Origin of the sequence: Undibacter mobilis (genome assembly GCF_003367195.1) — a bacterium.
Taxonomy (GTDB): Bacteria; Pseudomonadota; Alphaproteobacteria; order Rhizobiales; family Xanthobacteraceae; genus Pseudolabrys; species Pseudolabrys mobilis.
The window spans coordinates 506894-525014 of the sequence record NZ_QRGO01000002.1; the positions used below are offsets into that span (position 1 = coordinate 506894).

Below are 18121 nucleotides of genomic sequence, written 5' to 3' on the forward strand. Positions count from 1 at the left end.
AGCGTTACGCCTTCGGCGTCGGCGACCAGAATTTCGGGCCGACCCGCAGGTACTGGTTCGGGATCGCCACGTCGGCATTGAGCGTCCGGGCGGCGTGCCAGCCGAAATGCGGATCGTCGAGGAAGGCCCGCGCCGCGGCGACAAGATCGGCCTTGCCGGAGGCGACAATGTCTTCGGCCTGCTCCGCCGTGGTGATGAGGCCGACGGCGCGCACCTTGATCCCGGCGCCCTTCTTGACCGCCTCGGCGAGCGGCACATTGTAACCGAGCCCCGTCGGGTTATGAATGCCGCCCGCAACGCCGCCGGACGACACACAGACGAAGTCGACGCCGGCCGTCTTCAGCGCCTTGGCAAGGGCGACGGCTTCATCCGGTGTGATACCGCCCTCTTGCCAGTCAGAGCCGGTGATCCGGGCGCCGAGCGGCACGTCCTGCGGCACCACCGCGCGCACGGCCTGGGCGACCGATAGCGGGAAGCGCATGCGGTTCTCGAGGGAGCCGCCATACTGGTCCGTGCGCTTGTTGGAGATCGGCGACAGGAAGGTGTGCATCAGGTAGCCATGCGCCATGTGCAGTTCGATTTCGTCGAAGCCGGCGCGCAGCGCGCGCCTGGCCGAATTGACGAAGGCGTCGCGCACGCGATCCATGTCGGCCTCGGTCATTTCGCGCGGCGTGTGCCAGCCGTCGCCGAAAGGAAGAGCTGACGGCGCGATGGTCGCCCATGCATCCTCATTGGGGCGCAGGAAAGTGCCGCCCTCCCAGGGCCGCTGCGACGACGCCTTGCGGCCGGCATGGGCCAGCTGCACGCCGAACTTGGCCTTGCCGTAGGTCTTCGCCGCGGCGATGACGTGGCCGAGCGCCAGTTCGTTGGCGTCCGAATAGAGCCCGACGCAGCCATGGGTAATGCGGCCGTGGCGCTCGACATGGGTCGCCTCGACGATCACCAGGCCGGCGCCGGAATTGGCCAGCATGCCGAGATGCATCATGTGCCAGTCGGAGGCCGAGCCGTCATTGGCCGAATACTGGCACATCGGCGCAACCACGAGACGGTTGGCCAGCGTAACGCCGGCAACCGGGAGGGACGAGAAAAGCGCGCTGCTCATGAGAATACTCGCTGGCAATGGTGGGATTTGGCGAATGGCGGGAGTTCGCCGGCAGGATAGAGCGATGCGCCAGTCAGCGCACCTGGATGGATTTGAGATAGTCGACAATGGCGCCGACGTCATCGCCGTCGAAACTCAGTTCAGGCATGTCCGGATGGCCGGACATGATGCCCTCGCCGAGCGACTCCTCCAGGGAATCGATGGGATAGCGCTTGCCCAATGTCCGAAACGGCGGCGCGTCGGGCCGCCGGCTGTCGCCGGTGCGGCCGATGGCGTGGCAGCTGCCGCAATAGGTAATAAGCAGGTCCTCGCCGCGCTTGAGCTGCTCGGCGTCCGGCGCCGCCGATACCGGGCCGCCTGCGATCAGGACAAGCCCCGCAACGGCAAGCACAACGGCAGTCTTGGCAATATCGGAAAGGATGCGCCGCGGGGCGCTCAGGCCGCCGAGCGGACGACCGACATCTCGCGCGCGGGTTCGCCCTGCGCGGGTTCTTGAGCCATGGGCCGGCCAGCCAACTGACGCCATTTCTTTGCGTCCTCGATCACGTCGAGCATGCGGACGGCAAAGCTTTCCTGCGTGTAGTAATGCTTCCAGCGGCCGCTGCGGTACAGTTCAGTATAGTAAGCGAGGCGCTGTTCGGCGAGATCGTGCCAGCGCCGCGCGATCCTCTCCAGATCAGTACTGCCGGGCAAAGTCCGCATGGGAGGCCGTTGGCAAGTGCCGATTCGTCTACCCCCTGATCGTTACGTGCAACGTAACGACGAACAATGCGACTAAGACGACTCCGGCACGATGTGGATAACACTGTGTTGTTTAAAGTGATTCGCCAGCGTTTGAAACAACATAGCGACGGCGGCCATTAACGATTTGTTTAATTTTGCCGGGCCGCCGGTCCTCGTCATCCACCGATAAAACTGCCGTTTATCGCTTAAACAGCGCCGCGATCTCGCCCACGATGCCGCGCCGGAACAGCAGCACGCAGGATACGAAGATCACGCCCTGGATCACCAGCACCCATTCGCCGACCGACGATAGCTTGAACTGCATCGCCAGGATGACAAAGGCGCCGACCACCGGCCCGAAAATCGTGCCGAGACCGCCCACCAGGGTCATCAGCACTACCTCACCCGACATCGGCCAATTGACGTCGGTCAGCGAGGCGATCTGCAGGGTGATGGCCTTGGTCGACCCGGCAACGCCGGCCAGCGTCGCCGACAGGACGAAGGCGATCAGTTTGTAGCGGTCGGTCTTGTAGCCGAGCGAGATGGCGCGCGGCTCGTTCTCGCGGATCGCCTTCAGCACCTCGCCGAATGGCGAATGGATGATGCGGTAGATCAGCAGGAAGCCGGCCAGGAAAACCACCATGACGAAGATGTACATGGTGGTGTCATTGGACAGGTCGATGAAGCCGAACAGCTTGCCGCGCGGCACCGCCTGAATGCCGTCCTCACCGCCGGTGAACTTCATGCGCAGCGCCACAAAATACATCATCTGCGCCAGCGCCAGCGTGATCATGGCGAAGTAGATGCCTTGGCGGCGGATCGCCAGCGAGCCGGCAAGAAAGCCGCAGACCGCCGCGGTCAGCGTGCCCGTCAGAATCGCGAATTCGGGATTGAAGCCCCAGACCTTGGCGGCATGCGCAGCCAGATAGCTCGCCCAGCCGAAATACAGCGCGTGGCCGAAGCTCAGCAGCCCGACATAGCCGATCAGCAGGTTGAAGGCGCAGGCGAAGAGCGCAAAGCACATCGCCTGCATCAGGAACAGCGGATAGGTGAAAAACGGCGCAACGATGAGCGCCACCACCATAATGACGAAACCAATGACCTCGCCCTGGCGCTGCAGAAATGACGGCTCGCGCGCGACAACCACGCCGGCCGTGGATGACGATGATGCCTGCATCAGGTGCCCCTTCCGAACAGACCGGCCGGACGCACCAGCAGGACGATAGCCATGATCACGAAGATCACCGTGTTGGAGGCTTCGGGGAAGAACACCTTGGTCAGGCCTTCGACGACACCGAGGCCGAAGCCGGTGAGAATGGCGCCGAGGATCGAACCCATGCCGCCGATCACCACCACGGCGAAGACGACGATGATCAGTTCGGCGCCCATTTGCGGCGACACGTTATAGATCGGCGCCGCCATGACGCCGGCGAAGGCCGCAAGCGCCACGCCGAAACCATAGGTCAGCGTGATCATCACCGGCACGTTGATGCCGAAGGCGCGCACGAGCGTCGGGTTCTCCGTCGCGGCGCGCAGATAGGCGCCCAGCCGCGTACGCTCGATCGCGTACCAGGTGCCGAAGCAGATAACGAGCGACACCGCGATCACCCAGGCGCGGTAATTCGGCAGGAACATGAAACCGAGATTCTGGCCGCCGCGCAGCGAGTCCGGCAGCGCGTAAGGCAGGCCCGCCGAGCCGAGATAGTTGCGGGAGACACCCTCGATGATCAGCGCCAGACCGAAGGTCAGCAGCAGGCCATAGAGATGATCGAGCTTGTACAACCACTGCAGGAAGGTGCGCTCGATGACGATGCCGATGGCACCGACGATCACCGGCGCCAGGATCAGCGCTGCCCAGTAGTTGATGCCGAGAAAGTTCAGCATCAGGAACGCGGCGACCGCGCCGAGCATGTACTGAGCGCCGTGCGCGAAATTGATGATGTTGAGCATGCCGAAGATGACGGCAAGCCCAAGGCTCAGCAACGCATAGAACGAGCCATTGATCAGGCCGATCAACAACTGTCCGAACAAGGCCGCCGATGGAATTCCGAAGATCGTGAACATGCTCTCTCTCTTCTATCCCTCCCCCGCGAGGGGAAGGTGGATCATCGCGAAGCGATGAGACGGGTGGGGATCAGCAAGGAGCCCCACCCGGCTCGCTGTTACTCGCCGCCCTCCCCCTTCGGGAGAGGGATAAAGACGATCAGCCGCTCGCCAGCGAACAGCCGCCGTCCTTGAGCGGACGGAATGCTTCATCCGCCGGGATGGTGGCGCGCAGCTTGTAGATGTCGCCAGGGCCCTTCGATTCCGACGGCTTTTTCACTTCGTAGAGATAAGCCGGGTGAATCTTGCGGCCGTCGGCACGAATGCTGCCCTTGCCGAACAGAACGTCGTCGGTCGGCAGCTTCTTCATCTCGGCGACCACCGCCTTGCCGTCATCCTTGCTCTTGAGCGCCGCGACCGCCTTCAGATAGTGCAGCGTTCCGGCATAGACGCCGGCCTGCACCATGGTCGGAATCTTGCCCGGACGCGCCTTCTGCCAGCGTTGTGTCCACGCGCGCGTCTGATCGTTGGCATCCCAGTAGAAGGTGTTGGTCAGGACCAGACCCTGCGCCGCCTGCAGACCAAGGGCGTTGACGTCACTGGCGAAGACGAGAAGACCGGCCAGCGACTGGCCGCCCGCAACAATGCCGAATTCGGCCGCCTGCTTGATCGTGTTGACCGTGTCACCGCCGGCATTGGCAAGGCCGATGATCTTGGCTTTCGACGACTGAGCCTGCAGCAGGAACGACGAGAAATCACTCGAGTTGAGCGGATGGCGCACCTGGCCGACCACCTTACCGCCATTCGCGGTGACGACCGCCGCGGTATCGCGCTCGAGCGCATGGCCGAAGGCGTAGTCTGCGGTCAGGAAGAACCAGGTATCGCCGCCGGTCTTGACGATGGCCTTGCCGGTGCCATTGGCGAGCATCCAGGTATCGTAGGTCCAATGCACCGTGTTCGGCGAGCACTTGGCGCCGGTGAGATCCGACGACGCGGCGCCGGAGTTGATGAACACCTTGTTCTTGGCGCGAACGACTTCGTTAACGGCCAGAGCGACGCCCGAATTCGGCGTGTCGATGATGACATCGACGCCGTCGCGGTCGAGCCACTGATTGGCGACGCTGGTGCCGATGTCGGCCTTGTTCTGATGGTCGGCGCTGATGATCTCGACCTTCACATTCGGATTGGTCTTGTTGAAGTCTTCGACCGCCAGCTTGACCGCTTCGACCGAGCCGGGACCGGCGAGATCGGCGTAGAGCGACGACATGTCGGTGAGCACGCCGATCTTGACGTTGAGTTGCTGAGCCTGCGCGGTACCGCAGGCGAGAGCGGCGGTGAGAGCCGCCAGGGCAAAAGTCCGCTTCACTACTTGCATTCCCATTCTCCATTCGGTGCCGTTCGGCACATTTCAAGCTTCGTTCAGATCGACGCACGCAAGTTCAGTAACAGGCCAGCGTCGGCGCCCCGCTGCCCCCAACGGGGCGCCGTTTTCGCTTAGCCCTTCACCAGCGGGCAGTTGCCATCCTTGAGCGGACGGAAGGCTTCTTCCATCGGGATGGTCGCGCGCAGGTGATAGAGGTCGCCGGCATATTTCGACTCTTCGGGCTTCTTCACCTCGAAGAGATAGGCCGGATGCAGCACACGGCCGTCCTCGCGGACGACGCTCTTGCCATAGATCGTGTCTTCGGCCGGCAGCTGCTTCATCTTGTCGGCAACGGCCTTGCCATCCTTGGCGCTGCCGACAGCGGCCACCGCCTTGAGATAGTGCAGCGTGCCGGAATAGACGCCGGCCATGTTCATGCTCGGCAGCTTGCCGGGCGAGTTACGCTCCTTGTCCCACCGCTTGGTCCAGGCCCGGGTGTCTTCGTTGAGATCCCAGTACCAGGTCTCGGTGAAGGTCAGGCCCTGCGCGGTCTTCAGCCCCAGCGCGGCGACGTCCGGCGCGAAGATGAGAAGGCCGGCGAACTTCTGCCCGCCCGCAACGATGCCGAATTCGGCGCCCTGCTTGATGGCGTTGATGGTGTCGCCACCGGCATTGGCCAGACCGATCACCTTGGCCTTCGACGCCTGCGCCTGCAGCAGGAACGACGAGAAGTCGTTGGTGTTGATCGGGTGGCGCACCTTGCCGAGCACCTTGCCGCCGCTCGCCTCGACCACCGCCGCGGTATCGCGCTCGAGCGCATGACCGAAGGCGTAATCCGAGGTCAGGAAGAACCAGGTATCGCCGCCGGTCTTCACCATGGCCTTGCCGGTGCCGTTGGCCAGCATCCAGGTGTCGTAAGTCCAGTGAATGGTGTTCGGCGAGCACTTCGGTCCGGTGAGATCCGACGACGCGGGACCCGATCCGACGAAGACCTTGTTTTTGTTCTTGGTCACTTCGGCGATGGCCAGCGCGACGCCCGAATTCGGCACGTCGGCGATCATGTCGACGCCGTCGCGGTCGTACCACTGGTTGGCGATGTTGGAGCCGACGTCGGCCTTGTTCTGGTGATCGGCGCTGACCACCTCGACCTTCACGTTCGGATTGGTCTTCATGAAATCCTCGGCGGCGAGTTTGGCGCCGATGACCGAGCCGATGCCGGTGTCGTCGGCATAGAGCGACGACATATCCGTCAGAACGCCGACCTTGACGTTGATCTGCTGCGCGTATGCGGTGCCACCCAGCAGCAGGGCGGCCAGGGTCGCCAAGCCAATCGTTTTCTTCATCGTATCCCTCCCAAACATTTGCGTTTCCGGTGCAGTTTTATTGCGCTTCTTACGTTGAAGGTCTTGTTTTTAAACTCCGAGATACTCGTGCAGCTTGTCGACATTCGCCTCCAGCTCGGCGTTGGAGAACTTGTCGATGACGCGACCATGTTCCATGACGTAGTAGCGATCGGCCACGGTCGAGGCGAAACGGAAGTTCTGCTCGACCAGCAGGATGGTGAAGCCCTGCTGCTTGAGCGCGCGGATGGTCTTGCCGATCTGCTGGATGATGACCGGCGCCAGGCCTTCGGTCGGCTCGTCGAGCAGCAGCAGCCGCGCGCCGGTGCGAAGGATGCGGCCGATCGCTAGCATCTGCTGCTCGCCGCCCGACAGCTTGGTGCCCTGGCTGGAGCCGAGCCGCTCCTTCAGGTTCGGAAACAATTCGAAAATCTGTTCCAGCGACAGCCCGCCCGGCCGCACCACCGGCGGCAGCGTCAGGTTTTCCTCGACGCTGAGGCTGGCGAAGATGCCGCGCTCTTCGGGACAGAAGGCGATGCCGGTCCGGGCGATCTGGTTCGACGCCTTGTCGATCAGTTCCTGGCCCTCGAACTGCACCGAGCCGGCGCGCTGGCCGACAATGCCCATGATCGACTTCATGGTCGTGGTCTTGCCCGCGCCGTTGCGGCCGAGCAGCGTCACCACCTCGCCTTCGCGCACGTCGAACGAGACGCCGTGCAGAATATGCGACTCGCCATACCAGGCTTGCAGATCTTTCACCTGCAGAAGGGGAGCGGTCCGATCAAGCATGGCCGACCCCCATATAGGCTTCGCGCACATCGGGATTGTTAGATACCGTCTCGTAGTTGCCCTCGGCGAGCACGCGGCCGCGCGTGAGAACGGTGATGGTGTCGGACAAATCGGCGACGACGGACAGATTGTGCTCGACCATCAGCACCGTGCGCGTGCTGGCGACGCGCTTGATCAGTTCGGCGATGCGCGCAATGTCCTCGTGCCCCATGCCGGCGGTCGGCTCGTCGAGCAGCAGCATCTCCGGATCGAGCGCCAGCGTGGTCGCGATTTCGAGCGCGCGCTTGCGGCCGTACGGCAGTTCCACCGCGTTCCACTGCGCGTAGTCGGCCAGGCCGACATCGGCGATCAGCGCCAGCGCCTTGTCGTTATACGCGTCGAGCACCGACCGGGAGCGCCAGAAATCCATCGATGCGCCGCGCAGGCGCCGCTGCAGCGCGATGCGGACATTTTCCAGCACCGTCATATGCGGGAACACGGCGGAAATCTGGAACGAGCGCACCAGACCGAGCTGGGCGACATCGGCCGGCGCCAGCGCCGTAATGTCCGCGCCCTTGAAGACGATGCGGCCACTGGTCGGCGCCAGGAACTTGGTGAGCAAATTGAAGCAGGTGGTCTTGCCGGCGCCGTTGGGCCCGATCAGCGCGTGGATGCTGCCGCGTTTAACACGCAGGTCAACTCCTCCCACCGCGGTGAAACCAGCAAATTCCTTCGTCAGACCCTCGGTTTCGAGGATCAATTCCGCACTCATGAGACATTTCCCCTCGCCCTCATTCTCGGGAACAGCGACGCTCCCGGCAAGGGCCTTGGGGTCTATTGGTATTTCATTATCTCGCAGTTGCAAATAGCATTTGAACGCTAAACTGCCTCAAGGAGAGGCAGGCGCTGTCACGCGGCTGTAAACATTGGTGCAAAATTCGACGTAAGTATAATGCAGCACCCCACCCCCTCGCGAGGACAGGACGACACCCGTTCACGCGGGCTTGAACTTCCGGGCCAGCGTGTCCGCACTCTTGGCGAGCAGCCCCACATCCGAACCGACCGCGACGAACAGGTAACCCCAGTCGATGTAGCGGCGCGCCTCTTCCTCGTTGCCGGTGAGAATGCCGGCCGGCTTGCCCACCTTGGTCAAACGTTCCACCGCCTCCTTCATCGCCGCCTGCACGTCGGCGTGCTGCGGATTGCCGAGGTGGCCAAGCGACGCCGCCAGATCCGACGGACCGATGAACACACCGTCGACGCCTTCAACGGCCGCAATGCCTTCGATGGCATCGAGCGACTGCCGCGTCTCGACCTGCACCAGCACACAGATTTCCTCGTTCGCCTTCGTCAGATAACCGGGTACGCGGCCATAGCGGCTGGCGCGCGCGGCGACCGACACACCGCGAATGCCGTGCGGCGGATAACGCGTGGCGGCTACAGCGGCCTTCGCCTCCTCGACCGACTGCACATAAGGAATGAGCAAGGTCTGCGCGCCGATATCGAGGCAGCGCTTGATCAGCACGGCATCGTTCCAGGCCGGACGGATGATACCGGTCGCGGTGCCCTTCTCGATCGCCTGCAATTGCGACAACAGATCGGGAATTTCGTTCGGCGAATGCTCGGTGTCGAGCAGCAGCCAGTCAAAGCCGGAATCGGAGCAGATCTCGGCGGCGATGTTGCTGCACAGGCTCTGCCACAATCCGATCTGCAGTTTCTTGGCGCGAAGGCCGGCTTTGAAGGCGTTGCGCCTGAACTCGGTCATGATCGTATCCCGTCTCTTCGTCGTTTCCGTGCAGCCATTGGCGCCGATGCTGTACCGGCTCGGCCTCGAAAATCAAATGGCTAACCCCCGCCGGACGCCGGTGCGGCTCAGTAATGCGGCGGCGGCGGCTCCGGCTCGCCCGGACCGGTCGCGACCGCGGCTTCCCGGACTTCGGCCGTGAGCCGCGCGATATCCCGCTTCAACTCGTCGATGAGCTTCCATTGCGCCGTGATCGCCTCATTCAGGTCCTCGATGACGCGGTCCTGATGGGCGCGGCCGATCTCCAGCTCGACAAGGCGAGCATTGAGTGTGGCAATATCGTCCATGGCGGATCTCCGGGCGGGCACGAAGCAGCGGCGCGACCATATCGCAACTGCAGCAAAAGTCTGAGATACTACGATCTTCCGCGATGAACATACCGAAGGGCCCATGACGTTCGACACCATCATCCGCGGCGGCACCGTGGCCACCGCCTCCGATACCTTCAGTTGCGAGGTCGGCATTGCCGGCGGTCGGATTACCGCCCTCGGGGCGAACCTGGGCACCGCCGCGGAGATCGTCGATGCGACCGGCCTGCTGGTGCTGCCCGGCGGTATCGACAGCCATGTGCATATTTCCCAGCCTTCCGGCCCCGGCATCGTCATGGCCGACGATTTTGCCTCGGCAACACGCTCGGCGGCTTTCGGCGGCAACACCATGGTGCTGCCCTTCGCCATGCAGCAGAAGGGCGAGAGCCTGCGGGAGGTCGTGAAGGCGTATCACAAGAAGGCCGATGGCCAGTGCTACATCGACGTCTCATTCCATCTCATCATTGCCGACGCCTCCGACGCCGTGCTCGGCCAGGAACTCCCCGCCCTCGTTCATGATGGCTACACCTCGTTCAAGGTGTTCATGACCTATGAGGGCCTCGCCCTCTCCGACATGGAAATGCTCAAGGTCATGACCGTGGCGCGCGAGACCGGCGCCATGATGATGGTGCACGCCGAGAACTACGACGCCATCCGTTTCCTCACCGACCGCCTCGAACAGGCCGGCAAGACCGAGACGAAATATCACGGCACGTCGCGGCCGATCGCGGTCGAGCGTGAAGCCACGCATCGCGCCATCTCGCTCGCTGAATTGATCGACGTGCCGATGATGATCGTGCATGTCTCGAACGGTCAGGCGCGCGACGAAATCGCGCGCGCCCGGCGCCGCGGCCTCAAGATCTATGGCGAGACCTGCCCGCAATATCTGATGCTGACCGAGAAGGACATGGACGGCCTCAACATGGAGGGCGCCAAATATGTCTGCTCGCCGCCGCCGCGCGACAAGGAAAGCCAGATCGCCTGCTGGGAAGGCTTGCAGCAAGGCATCTTCTCGCTGTTCTCGTCCGACCACTGCCCGTTCCGCTACGACGATCCGCAGGGCAAGCTGGCGCCAAAGGGCAAGACCAGCTTCCGCTGGGTGCCGAACGGCATTCCCGGCGTCGAGACGCGGCTGCCGATCCTGTTCTCGGAAGGCGTCGGCAAGGGTCGCATCTCGTTGAACGAGTTCGTGGCGCTGACCGCGACCAATCACGCCCGCACCTACGGCCTGTATCCGAAGAAAGGCACGATTGCCGTCGGCGCCGATGCCGACATCGCGTTGTGGGACCCCAAGCGCGAAGTGACGATCTCGCAGAGCCTGATGCATGGCGGCACCGACTACACGCCCTACGAAGGCATCAAGGTGACGGGCTGGCCGATTTCCACGATGGTGCGCGGCAAGTTTGTGGTGCGGGATGGTGAGTTGGTCGGCACACTCGGTGCCGGCGCTTACGTGCCGCGGGAGAAATCGGAGTTAGCCAAGCCTCGCACAGCTTAATTCTTGTCATCACCGGGCTTGTCCCGGTGATCCCGCTTAGGGGCGCACAGTGCCCATATAAGCGGGATGGCCGGGTCAAGCCCGGCCATGACAGAAGGAAAGAAACCAATGTCCGCGAACAAACAAATCCTTCTCAAATCCCGCCCCGATGGCATCCCGCAGGCCGAGCACTTCGAACTCGCCAGCGCGCCGGTCCCCGAGCCCGGCGACCGCCAGTTCCTCGTCCGCAACGAATTCCTCTCGGTCGAGCCGGCCATGCGCGGCTGGGTGTCGGCGGTCGCCAATTATTCGACGCCGGTCGGCATCGGCGAAGTCATGCGTGCGTTTGCCGCCGGCACCGTGGTCAAGTCGCGTCATCCCGGCTTCGCCGAGGGTGACAAGTTGATGGGCATGCTCGGCTGGCAAGACTACGCACTGTCGGACGGCACCAACATCACACGCAAGGTGAAGGAAACCGACCTGCCCTTGTCGCTGTCGCTCGGCGTGCTCGGCCTCAACGGCCTCACCGCCTATTTCGGCCTGCTCGATCTCGGCCTGCCGAAGCCCGGCGATACCGTGGTCGTATCCACGGCCGCCGGCTCGGTCGGTTCCGCGGTCGGACAGATCGCCAAACTGATGGGCTGCCGCACCGTCGGCATTGCGGGCGGCGCCACCAAGGTCGCCTTGTGCAAGGACGCCTTCGGCTATGACGCGGCCATCGACTACAAGAGCGGCGATCTTGACGCTGCGCTGAAAGCCGCCTGCCCACGCGGCGTCGATGTCTACTACGACAACACGTCCGGCGCGATCAGCGACGCGGTCATCCAGCACATCAATGTCGGCGCTCGCATCGTCATTTGCGGCACCGCCTCGGTGTCGTCATGGGACCCGTGGCCGAGCGGCCCGCGCATCGAGCGCCACATCCTGGTCAAGCGCGGGCGCATGGCCGGGCTGATCGTGTTCGACTATGCGCACCGCTACGAGGAGGCCGCGACGCGGCTGGCGCAATGGGTCCGCGACGGCAAGCTCAAATACCGCGAGGATATTGCCGAAGGCATCGAGCACGCGCCGGGCGCCATTGCCGAACTCTATCGCGGCGAGAACCTCGGCAAGCGGCTGATTAGACTGACGCCATAAAAAATGCCCGGCTCTTGCCGGGCATTTTGCATTTCGCGCCGAGGCCGAAAGCCTAGTGCTTCAGCTTCGGGTCGACCTTGAACTTGGCTTCGGTCTTCTGGGTGATCTCGTCGAGCGTGACGCCCGGCGCCAGTTCGATCAGCGTCATGCCGCCGTCGCCCTTCTTGTCGATGGTGAAGACACCGAGATCGGTGATCACCATGTCGACGACGCGCGAGCCGGTCAGCGGCAGGTCGCATTTGTGCAGCAGCTTCGGCGCATCCTTCGCCGTATGCTCCATGATCACGACCACCTTCTTGACGCCGGCAACGAGATCCATGGCGCCGCCCATGCCCTTGACCATCTTGCCGGGGATCATCCAGTTGGCGAGGTCGCCGTTCTCGGCCACCTGCATCGCGCCCAATAGTGCGAGGTCGATGTGGCCGCCGCGGATCATCGCGAAACTGTCCGCCGACGAGAAGTAGCTGGTGGTCGGCAGTTCGGTCACGGTCTGCTTGCCGGCGTTGATCAGGTCCGGGTCCTCGTCGCCCTCATAGGGAAACGGGCCGAAGCCGAGCATGCCGTTCTCGCTCTGCAGCTGCACCGACATGCCATCGGGAATGTAGTTCGACACCAGCGTCGGAATGCCGATGCCGAGATTGACGTAGAAGCCGTCGCGCAACTCCTTGGCGGCGCGTTCGGCCATTTGATCGCGGGTCCATGCCATCGCTCGTGCTCCTTAGGCCATCACGCGCTTGCGCGTGGTGCGCACTTCGATGCGCTTTTCGGAAGTGCTCTTGATGATGCGTTGCACGAACACGCCCGGCGTATGGATTTCGTCGCCGTCGAGTTCGCCCGGTTCCACGAGGTGCTCGACCTCCGCCACCGTGATGCGGCCCGCGGTCGCCATCATCGGATTAAAGTTGCGCGCGGTCTTGCGGTAGACAAGGTTGCCCTCGGTGTCGCCCTTCCAGGCGTGGACCAGCGAAATATCGGCAACGAGGCCGGTCTCGAGGATGTAGCGCTCGCCGTTGAACACCTTTTCTTCCTTGCCCTTGGCGATCTCGGTGCCAACGCCGGTCTTGGTGTAGAAACCGGCAATGCCAGCGCCGCCGGCGCGCATGCGCTCGGCCAGAGTGCCCTGCGGATTGAATTCGATTTCCAATTCGCCCGCGAGATATTGCTGCGCGAACAGTTTGTTCTCGCCGACATAGGACGCGATCATCTTCTTGATCTGCCGCGTCTCGAGCAGCAGGCCGAGGCCCGCGCCGTCGATACCGGCATTGTTCGACACGCAGGTCAGGTTTTTCACGCCACTGTCCCGCAGCGCCACGATCAGGTCCGTCGGCATACCGCACAGGCCGAAGCCACCGGCCATCACCATCATGCCGTCTTTAACGACGCCGGCGAGCGCCGACTTCGCATCAGGATACACTTTCTTCATTCTGTCCCTGCCGTTTCACCCGGGTTCCAGTTCTTGTAGCTGGGCTGTTTCTAGCCGGACTTTCGCAGGAGCGAAAGGTCATGTCCGCCCGTTCGCGACGGCGTTTCGGCAGGGCGAACCGCTCTCGCGAACCGGCACTATCGCTGCGGCGTCACGTCGGTCACGGGGTTACGCGGCGGCGTCACGTCGGTGACCGGATTGCGCGGCGGGGTGATGTCACGGACCGGGTTGGCGGGGCGAACCGGTGCTGCCGGGGCCGCGGGCGTGGCCGGCGGAGGCGGCGCAGCGACGGGCACCACCGTGGCGCCGAGCCGCGTCGGCAGCGGCAGGCCGTGCGGATAGTAGCTCCAGGCGATGAAAACCACGGCGAACAGGATCGCCGTCATGCCGGCCGCGGTGGTCCGGCTCTGCCACGACAGCACATTGCCAATCAGGCTGGCGATGAAGACGAAGAACGCGAGGATGATGACATAGAGCCAGTTCACCTCAGCCAGATCGATGGGCATGGCAGCTTCCTTTAAGGCATCAAGGCCCTGCCCGGTATTTTAGCCCGCGCGCGGCAGAGCAGTCACCTTCCCGGGCGCAGCGCGCCTTCGCGGTGCGCTGCAGACCCGGGATCGCAAAAATCTCGTTGTTTGTGAAGGTCCTAGTTTTTCGGCGCGTCGATCAGGCTGACATGCGCGGCCACAACCCGCCAGCCTTCGGGGAACCTCACCCAGGTCTGCATCTGCCGGCCGATCTTGCCCGGCGCCGACGGCCGCTCATAGAGCGTCGAAGCCGTGGCAAAGTCGCGGCCATAGGTGGTGATCACAGTCCGGGCCAGGGTCCGCCCCAGCCCGACCGGCGAGCGCGCGGCACGGAACGCCTTGATCTCGGCATAACCGTAGAGAATTTCGCCGGCCCCGTAGCGGATGGTGCGGGCATCGTCGCGGAACAGTTCGTCGAGCTTGTCGACCTCGTTGTTCACCAGCGCTTTCTCATAATCCTCGAACGCCTTGCGCACCTCGGCGACGACTTCGGGGATATCAATGTCGGGCATCTTCGTTCCTTCAGAGCAATTATAGAGCGGGCCGCGGTGCCGCCACGACACCCATCGTCTCCAGCGCCTGGGCAATGCGCAGCGCCACATCCTCGCGCCACGGCGCGGCGATGATCTGCACGCCGATCGGCAGCGGCTTGAGCGGCACCGGTACCGCCACCACCGGCAGGCCGATGAACGATATCGGCTGCGTGTAGAGGCCCATATTGGCGCGCACCGGCATTTCGATGCCGTCGAGGGTGAAATTCACCTGGCCAATTTTAGGCGCGGTCACCGGCGTCGCCGGCGCCAGGATCGCGTCGCAGTCCTTGAACAGAGCGAGCACCGCGTCGCGATACCAGCGGCGGAAATTCTGCGCCTTGACGACCAGCGTCGATGGAATCATGGCGCCGGCAATGAGACGGTCGCGCACCGCCGGATCGAAATCATTCGCCTGGCGACGCAGGCGCTCGAGATGCAGCGCCGCACCTTCGGTCGTGGTGATAACGTAAGCCGCCGAGCGCGCGCGATTGGCTTCCGGAATTTCCACCTCGCGCGCATTCAGCGCTTTCGCCACGGCGTCGAGCGCGCTCAACGCCTCGGGCGATGCGCCTTTGCGGAAATAGCCGCCAGCCACCGCGACGCGCAGGCCATCGAGCCCCTGCTCCAGAAACGGCGTCGTCGATTCTAGCGGGCGATCGACGCAAGCCGCATCTTCGGCGTCGAAGCCCTGCATGGTGTCATAGCTCAACGCCAGATCGCGCACCGTGCGGGCGAAGGGCCCGAGATGATCGAGGCTGGCGACGAATGGAAACGAGCGCGTGCGCGTGAGCCGCCCATAAGTCGGCTTCAGGCCGAAGATGCCGCATAGCGACGATGGCACGCGAATGGAACCGTTGGTGTCGGAGCCGAGCGCGAGCGGCACCATGCCGCCGCCGACCGCGCTGCCCGAACCGCCGGACGAGCCGCCGGTCATGCGCTCGGGATCGTGCGGATTGCGCGAGGGACCGTCATGCACATTCTCGCCGGTGAAGTCGTAGGCGTATTCGCCCATGTTGAGCGCACCAACCAGCACCGCGCCGGCGGCTTCCAGCCGCTCCATCAATACGGCGTCACGCGGCGCCGGCGTCCGCGCGCGGTTGATCTTCGAGCCGGCGAGCGTCGGCAGGCCCTCGATGTCGAACAGGTTCTTCACCGCGAAGGGCACGCCAGCAAGCGACAGCTTCGCTTTATCGGGCGAGGCATCGATCGCCTTGGCCCTCGCGCGCGCGCGTTCGTCGGTCACCGCCGTGAAGGCATTGAGCACCCGATTGCGCTTGTCGATGACGCCAAGCATCTGCTCGGTCACCTCCAGCGCACTGACTTTTCCGGATTGAACGGCAGCCGCGATATCCGCAGCCGACGACCAGGTGACATCGTCACTCATATGACTGTGCTCCCGCTCACGCCTTGAAGATCGGCGCCGGCTCGGCTTCGTCCGGCAGCGGGAAATCGGCAAAGGCCGCGGCGTGGCGCAGCGACACCTCGAGATTGGCCTTTACGGCCGGTTTCCAGGCCGGCTCGAGCGGCAGGTCGAGCGCCCCGGCTGCGGCATCGATGAAGTCGTCGAGTTTGTCGGCCATGGCGAACCTTCGGGTACAGAGCACTGCACGAATTGTATGCAAGTTTGACGCCAAGCGCGACAGCGGCGTAATACGACGACCAGCTTCGGACCGACACCATTATGCCCTACCCCGCCTCAGGCCCCGTCACCCTCGATACCAACCTCGCCGATTATCCGGTGACGCGCGCGCTGAAAGCCGGTGCGGTGACGTCCGATCGGGTGCGCTTCAATTTCACCGGGCCGAAGGTCGCCAACCAGGGCTTCAAGCCGATGGTGCGCGAGGGCAAGTTCGACGCCGGCGAACTGGCCATCGTCACCTTCCTGCAGGCCAAAATTTACGGCAAGCCGCTGACGCTGCTGCCCGCCGTGGTCATGGCGCGCGGCCAGCACCACACCATTCATTATAATGTGGCGCGCGGGGCGCTGACGCCCAAGGACATCGAGGGCAAGCGCTTCGGCACCCGCTCCTACTCCGTAACCACGGGCGTCTGGGTGCGCGGCATCCTCAAGGACGAATACGGCGTCGACTTGGGCAAGGTGACGTGGTGCACTACCGACGACGGCCATCTCGCCGAATATAAAGACCCGTCAAACTGCGTGCGCCTGCCGGCCGGCTCCAACGTCGAGAAGATGCTGGTCGACGGCGAACTCGACGGCGCCATTCTCGGCGGCGACCTGCCCGACGAGCCGCGCGTCGCGCCGCTCTTTCCCGATCCGCACAGAGCTGCGGAAGAGTGGTCGAAGAAGAACGGCATGGTGCCGATCAACCATCTGTTCGTGGTGCGCAGTGAACTCGCACAAACGCGGCCCGATGTGGTGCGCGAGATTTTCCGCGTGCTGAAAGAGAGCAAGGCGCAATACTCCGACAGCACGAAAGGCGGCATCGATCCGGTGCCGTTCGGCGTCGAGGCCAACCGCAAGGCGCTCGAAACCATCATCCGCTATTCATACGAACAGCAGGTCATCCCGCGCCTGATGTCGGTCGACGAACTGTTCGACGACGTGACGCGGGAGCTGGTCTAACCCGCCTCCTTCGGCATCACGTCAAGCCGCACGACGATGCCCTCGAGGTCCTGGCTCGGCGCCGGGTAGCGCTTCATCACCAGAGGATCGTGGCCGGGCACGACATGCGCCGGCGTCGGCGCTTCCGCGAACAACGCCTCGAAGCCGTCGAGCATCTCGCCGACATGAAACGACGTCGTGTAAGGCCGGCGGCTCTCCATGTTCTCGTAGAAATGCGAGACGTCGGAGGCGAGCACGACCCAGCCGCGTTTGGTGTGGACGCGCACGAACTGCAAACCGGCCGAATGGCCGCCGACCACATGCAGTGAAATGCCGGGCGTCAGTTCCTTGGAGCCGAAGTGCCAAGCGACGCGCTGCGCGAAATTCAACCGAACGATGCCGCAGACATCCTCGACCTCGAAGGAATGCGACAGCCGCGGATAGGCCATGTAGTGGCCGGTGGCGTAATGGATTTCCGGCTCCTGCAGATGGAAGCGCGCCTTCGGGAAACGGTGAAAATTGCCGACGTGGTCGTAGTGCAGATGCGTGAGGATGACGTCGGTAACGTCATCGGCATCGATGCCGATCAGCTTGAGACCGTCGATCGGATCGCGCAGGAAGGTGCGCTGGCGTTTGGCGGCGACTTCGGCGGTGAAGCCGCAATCGATGACATAGGTTTTGTCTGCCGAAACGGCGGCCCAGAGGAAATAGTCCATCGGCATCGGGCCTTCATGCGGATCGCCGCCGATGAAATGATCGCGGCGCTGCGCCGGCCGCGTGGCGTAGCGGATGGCATAGAGCTCGAATTCGGGCAGAGCGGACGGCATTGGCAGGTTTCCTCGGGGGTGCAGTCGTCATGCGCGCGCATGCGACATTTTTGCCCGGCCTGTGGGGCGCCGGACCTGTTGTTTGGCTTTTGCTTAGACCATCGGCGCAATCGCAAGCAAAGCAGGCCTCAAACCAGATTGTGAAATTCTGATATGCGGAACTTGCATGTCGCTTTCGCCGTC

The 18121-nt window shown here is 63.5% G+C and carries 21 protein-coding genes; 3 read left to right on the plus strand and 18 right to left on the minus strand.

Translation table 11 applies throughout. The annotated features are described in order from the left end of the window. Positions 1-4: 4 nt before the first annotated feature. The 11 genes from DXH78_RS16595 to DXH78_RS16645 all read right to left on the minus strand — a co-directional run bounded on the left by DXH78_RS16595 (position 5) and on the right by DXH78_RS16645 (position 9430). Entirely contained in the window at positions 5-1102 is a 1098-nt protein-coding gene (locus DXH78_RS16595; RefSeq protein WP_115518329.1) for an NADH:flavin oxidoreductase/NADH oxidase, read from the minus strand. Between the two features lie 73 nt (positions 1103-1175). Next, entirely contained in the window at positions 1176-1493 is a 318-nt protein-coding gene (locus tag DXH78_RS16600; protein ID WP_245416909.1) for a c-type cytochrome, read from the minus strand. A gap of 44 nt (positions 1494-1537) precedes the next feature. Beyond that, complete coding sequence (locus DXH78_RS16605; protein ID WP_115518331.1) at positions 1538-1804, minus strand: TIGR03809 family protein; 267 nt, start codon at positions 1802-1804, stop codon at positions 1538-1540. Between the two features lie 220 nt (positions 1805-2024). Beyond that, the gene (locus DXH78_RS16610; protein WP_115518332.1) at positions 2025-3002 is read right to left on the minus strand and encodes a branched-chain amino acid ABC transporter permease; all 978 of its coding nucleotides are present in this window, start codon (positions 3000-3002) and stop codon (positions 2025-2027) included. After that, on the minus strand, positions 3002-3889 hold the full coding sequence (locus DXH78_RS16615) for a branched-chain amino acid ABC transporter permease (protein WP_115518333.1): 888 nt from the start codon (positions 3887-3889) through the stop codon (positions 3002-3004). Before DXH78_RS16615 ends, DXH78_RS16610 begins: the two co-directional genes overlap by 1 nt. Positions 3890-4028: 139 nt before the next feature. Continuing rightward, entirely contained in the window at positions 4029-5243 is a 1215-nt protein-coding gene (locus DXH78_RS16620) for an ABC transporter substrate-binding protein (protein WP_115518334.1), read from the minus strand. A 119-nt stretch (positions 5244-5362) separates the two neighbouring features. Continuing rightward, complete coding sequence (locus DXH78_RS16625) at positions 5363-6574, minus strand: ABC transporter substrate-binding protein (RefSeq protein WP_115518335.1); 1212 nt, start codon at positions 6572-6574, stop codon at positions 5363-5365. 69 nt (positions 6575-6643) lie between these two features. Further along, positions 6644-7360: an ABC transporter ATP-binding protein gene (locus DXH78_RS16630; RefSeq protein WP_347337776.1), complete on the minus strand. Its 717-nt coding sequence runs from the start codon at positions 7358-7360 to the stop codon at positions 6644-6646. Further along, positions 7353-8111, minus strand: a complete 759-nt coding sequence (locus DXH78_RS16635) for an ABC transporter ATP-binding protein (protein ID WP_115518337.1) — start codon at positions 8109-8111, stop codon at positions 7353-7355. Before DXH78_RS16635 ends, DXH78_RS16630 begins: the two co-directional genes overlap by 8 nt. A 222-nt stretch (positions 8112-8333) precedes the next feature. Beyond that, complete coding sequence (locus tag DXH78_RS16640; protein ID WP_115518338.1) at positions 8334-9104, minus strand: aldolase/citrate lyase family protein; 771 nt, start codon at positions 9102-9104, stop codon at positions 8334-8336. Between the two features lie 107 nt (positions 9105-9211). Beyond that, the gene (locus DXH78_RS16645) at positions 9212-9430 is read right to left on the minus strand and encodes a SlyX family protein (protein WP_115518339.1); all 219 of its coding nucleotides are present in this window, start codon (positions 9428-9430) and stop codon (positions 9212-9214) included. Between the two features lie 103 nt (positions 9431-9533). Between DXH78_RS16645 and hydA the strand changes: the two genes are divergently transcribed. Both hydA and DXH78_RS16655 read left to right on the plus strand, forming a co-directional pair. After that, positions 9534-10949 (plus strand): dihydropyrimidinase, encoded by a 1416-nt coding sequence (hydA, locus tag DXH78_RS16650; protein ID WP_115518340.1) that lies wholly within the window; start codon positions 9534-9536, stop codon positions 10947-10949. 108 nt (positions 10950-11057) lie between these two features. Continuing rightward, complete coding sequence (locus DXH78_RS16655) at positions 11058-12065, plus strand: NADP-dependent oxidoreductase (protein ID WP_115518341.1); 1008 nt, start codon at positions 11058-11060, stop codon at positions 12063-12065. Positions 12066-12117: 52 nt separating this feature from the next. Here the strand turns inward: DXH78_RS16655 and DXH78_RS16660 are convergent, their stop codons facing one another. From DXH78_RS16660 to DXH78_RS16685, 6 genes are all read right to left on the minus strand, one after another. Then, positions 12118-12771 carry a CoA transferase subunit B gene (locus DXH78_RS16660; RefSeq protein ID WP_115518342.1) on the minus strand — a complete coding sequence of 218 codons (654 nt, stop codon included), beginning with the start codon at positions 12769-12771 and terminating at the stop codon, positions 12118-12120. 12 nt (positions 12772-12783) lie between these two features. Then, positions 12784-13488, minus strand: a complete 705-nt coding sequence (locus tag DXH78_RS16665) for a CoA transferase subunit A (RefSeq protein ID WP_115518343.1) — start codon at positions 13486-13488, stop codon at positions 12784-12786. A 137-nt stretch (positions 13489-13625) separates the two neighbouring features. After that, complete coding sequence (locus DXH78_RS16670; RefSeq protein WP_115518344.1) at positions 13626-13994, minus strand: hypothetical protein; 369 nt, start codon at positions 13992-13994, stop codon at positions 13626-13628. A 140-nt stretch (positions 13995-14134) separates the two neighbouring features. Further along, the gene (gene hpxZ / locus DXH78_RS16675) at positions 14135-14527 is read right to left on the minus strand and encodes an oxalurate catabolism protein HpxZ (protein WP_115518345.1); all 393 of its coding nucleotides are present in this window, start codon (positions 14525-14527) and stop codon (positions 14135-14137) included. Between the two features lie 19 nt (positions 14528-14546). Continuing rightward, positions 14547-15932: an AtzE family amidohydrolase gene (locus tag DXH78_RS16680; protein ID WP_115518346.1), complete on the minus strand. Its 1386-nt coding sequence runs from the start codon at positions 15930-15932 to the stop codon at positions 14547-14549. A gap of 16 nt (positions 15933-15948) precedes the next feature. Continuing rightward, positions 15949-16128 (minus strand): DUF4089 domain-containing protein, encoded by a 180-nt coding sequence (locus DXH78_RS16685; protein ID WP_115518347.1) that lies wholly within the window; start codon positions 16126-16128, stop codon positions 15949-15951. Positions 16129-16229: 101 nt separating this feature from the next. Between DXH78_RS16685 and DXH78_RS16690 the strand changes: the two genes are divergently transcribed. Beyond that, positions 16230-17132, plus strand: coding sequence for a substrate-binding domain-containing protein (locus DXH78_RS16690; protein ID WP_115518348.1), 903 nt, complete (start codon positions 16230-16232; stop codon positions 17130-17132). Here the strand turns inward: DXH78_RS16690 and DXH78_RS16695 are convergent. Beyond that, the gene (locus tag DXH78_RS16695; RefSeq protein ID WP_115518349.1) at positions 17129-17938 is read right to left on the minus strand and encodes an N-acyl homoserine lactonase family protein; all 810 of its coding nucleotides are present in this window, start codon (positions 17936-17938) and stop codon (positions 17129-17131) included. The genes DXH78_RS16690 and DXH78_RS16695 overlap by 4 nt on opposite strands. Positions 17939-18121: the final 183 nt, after the last annotated feature.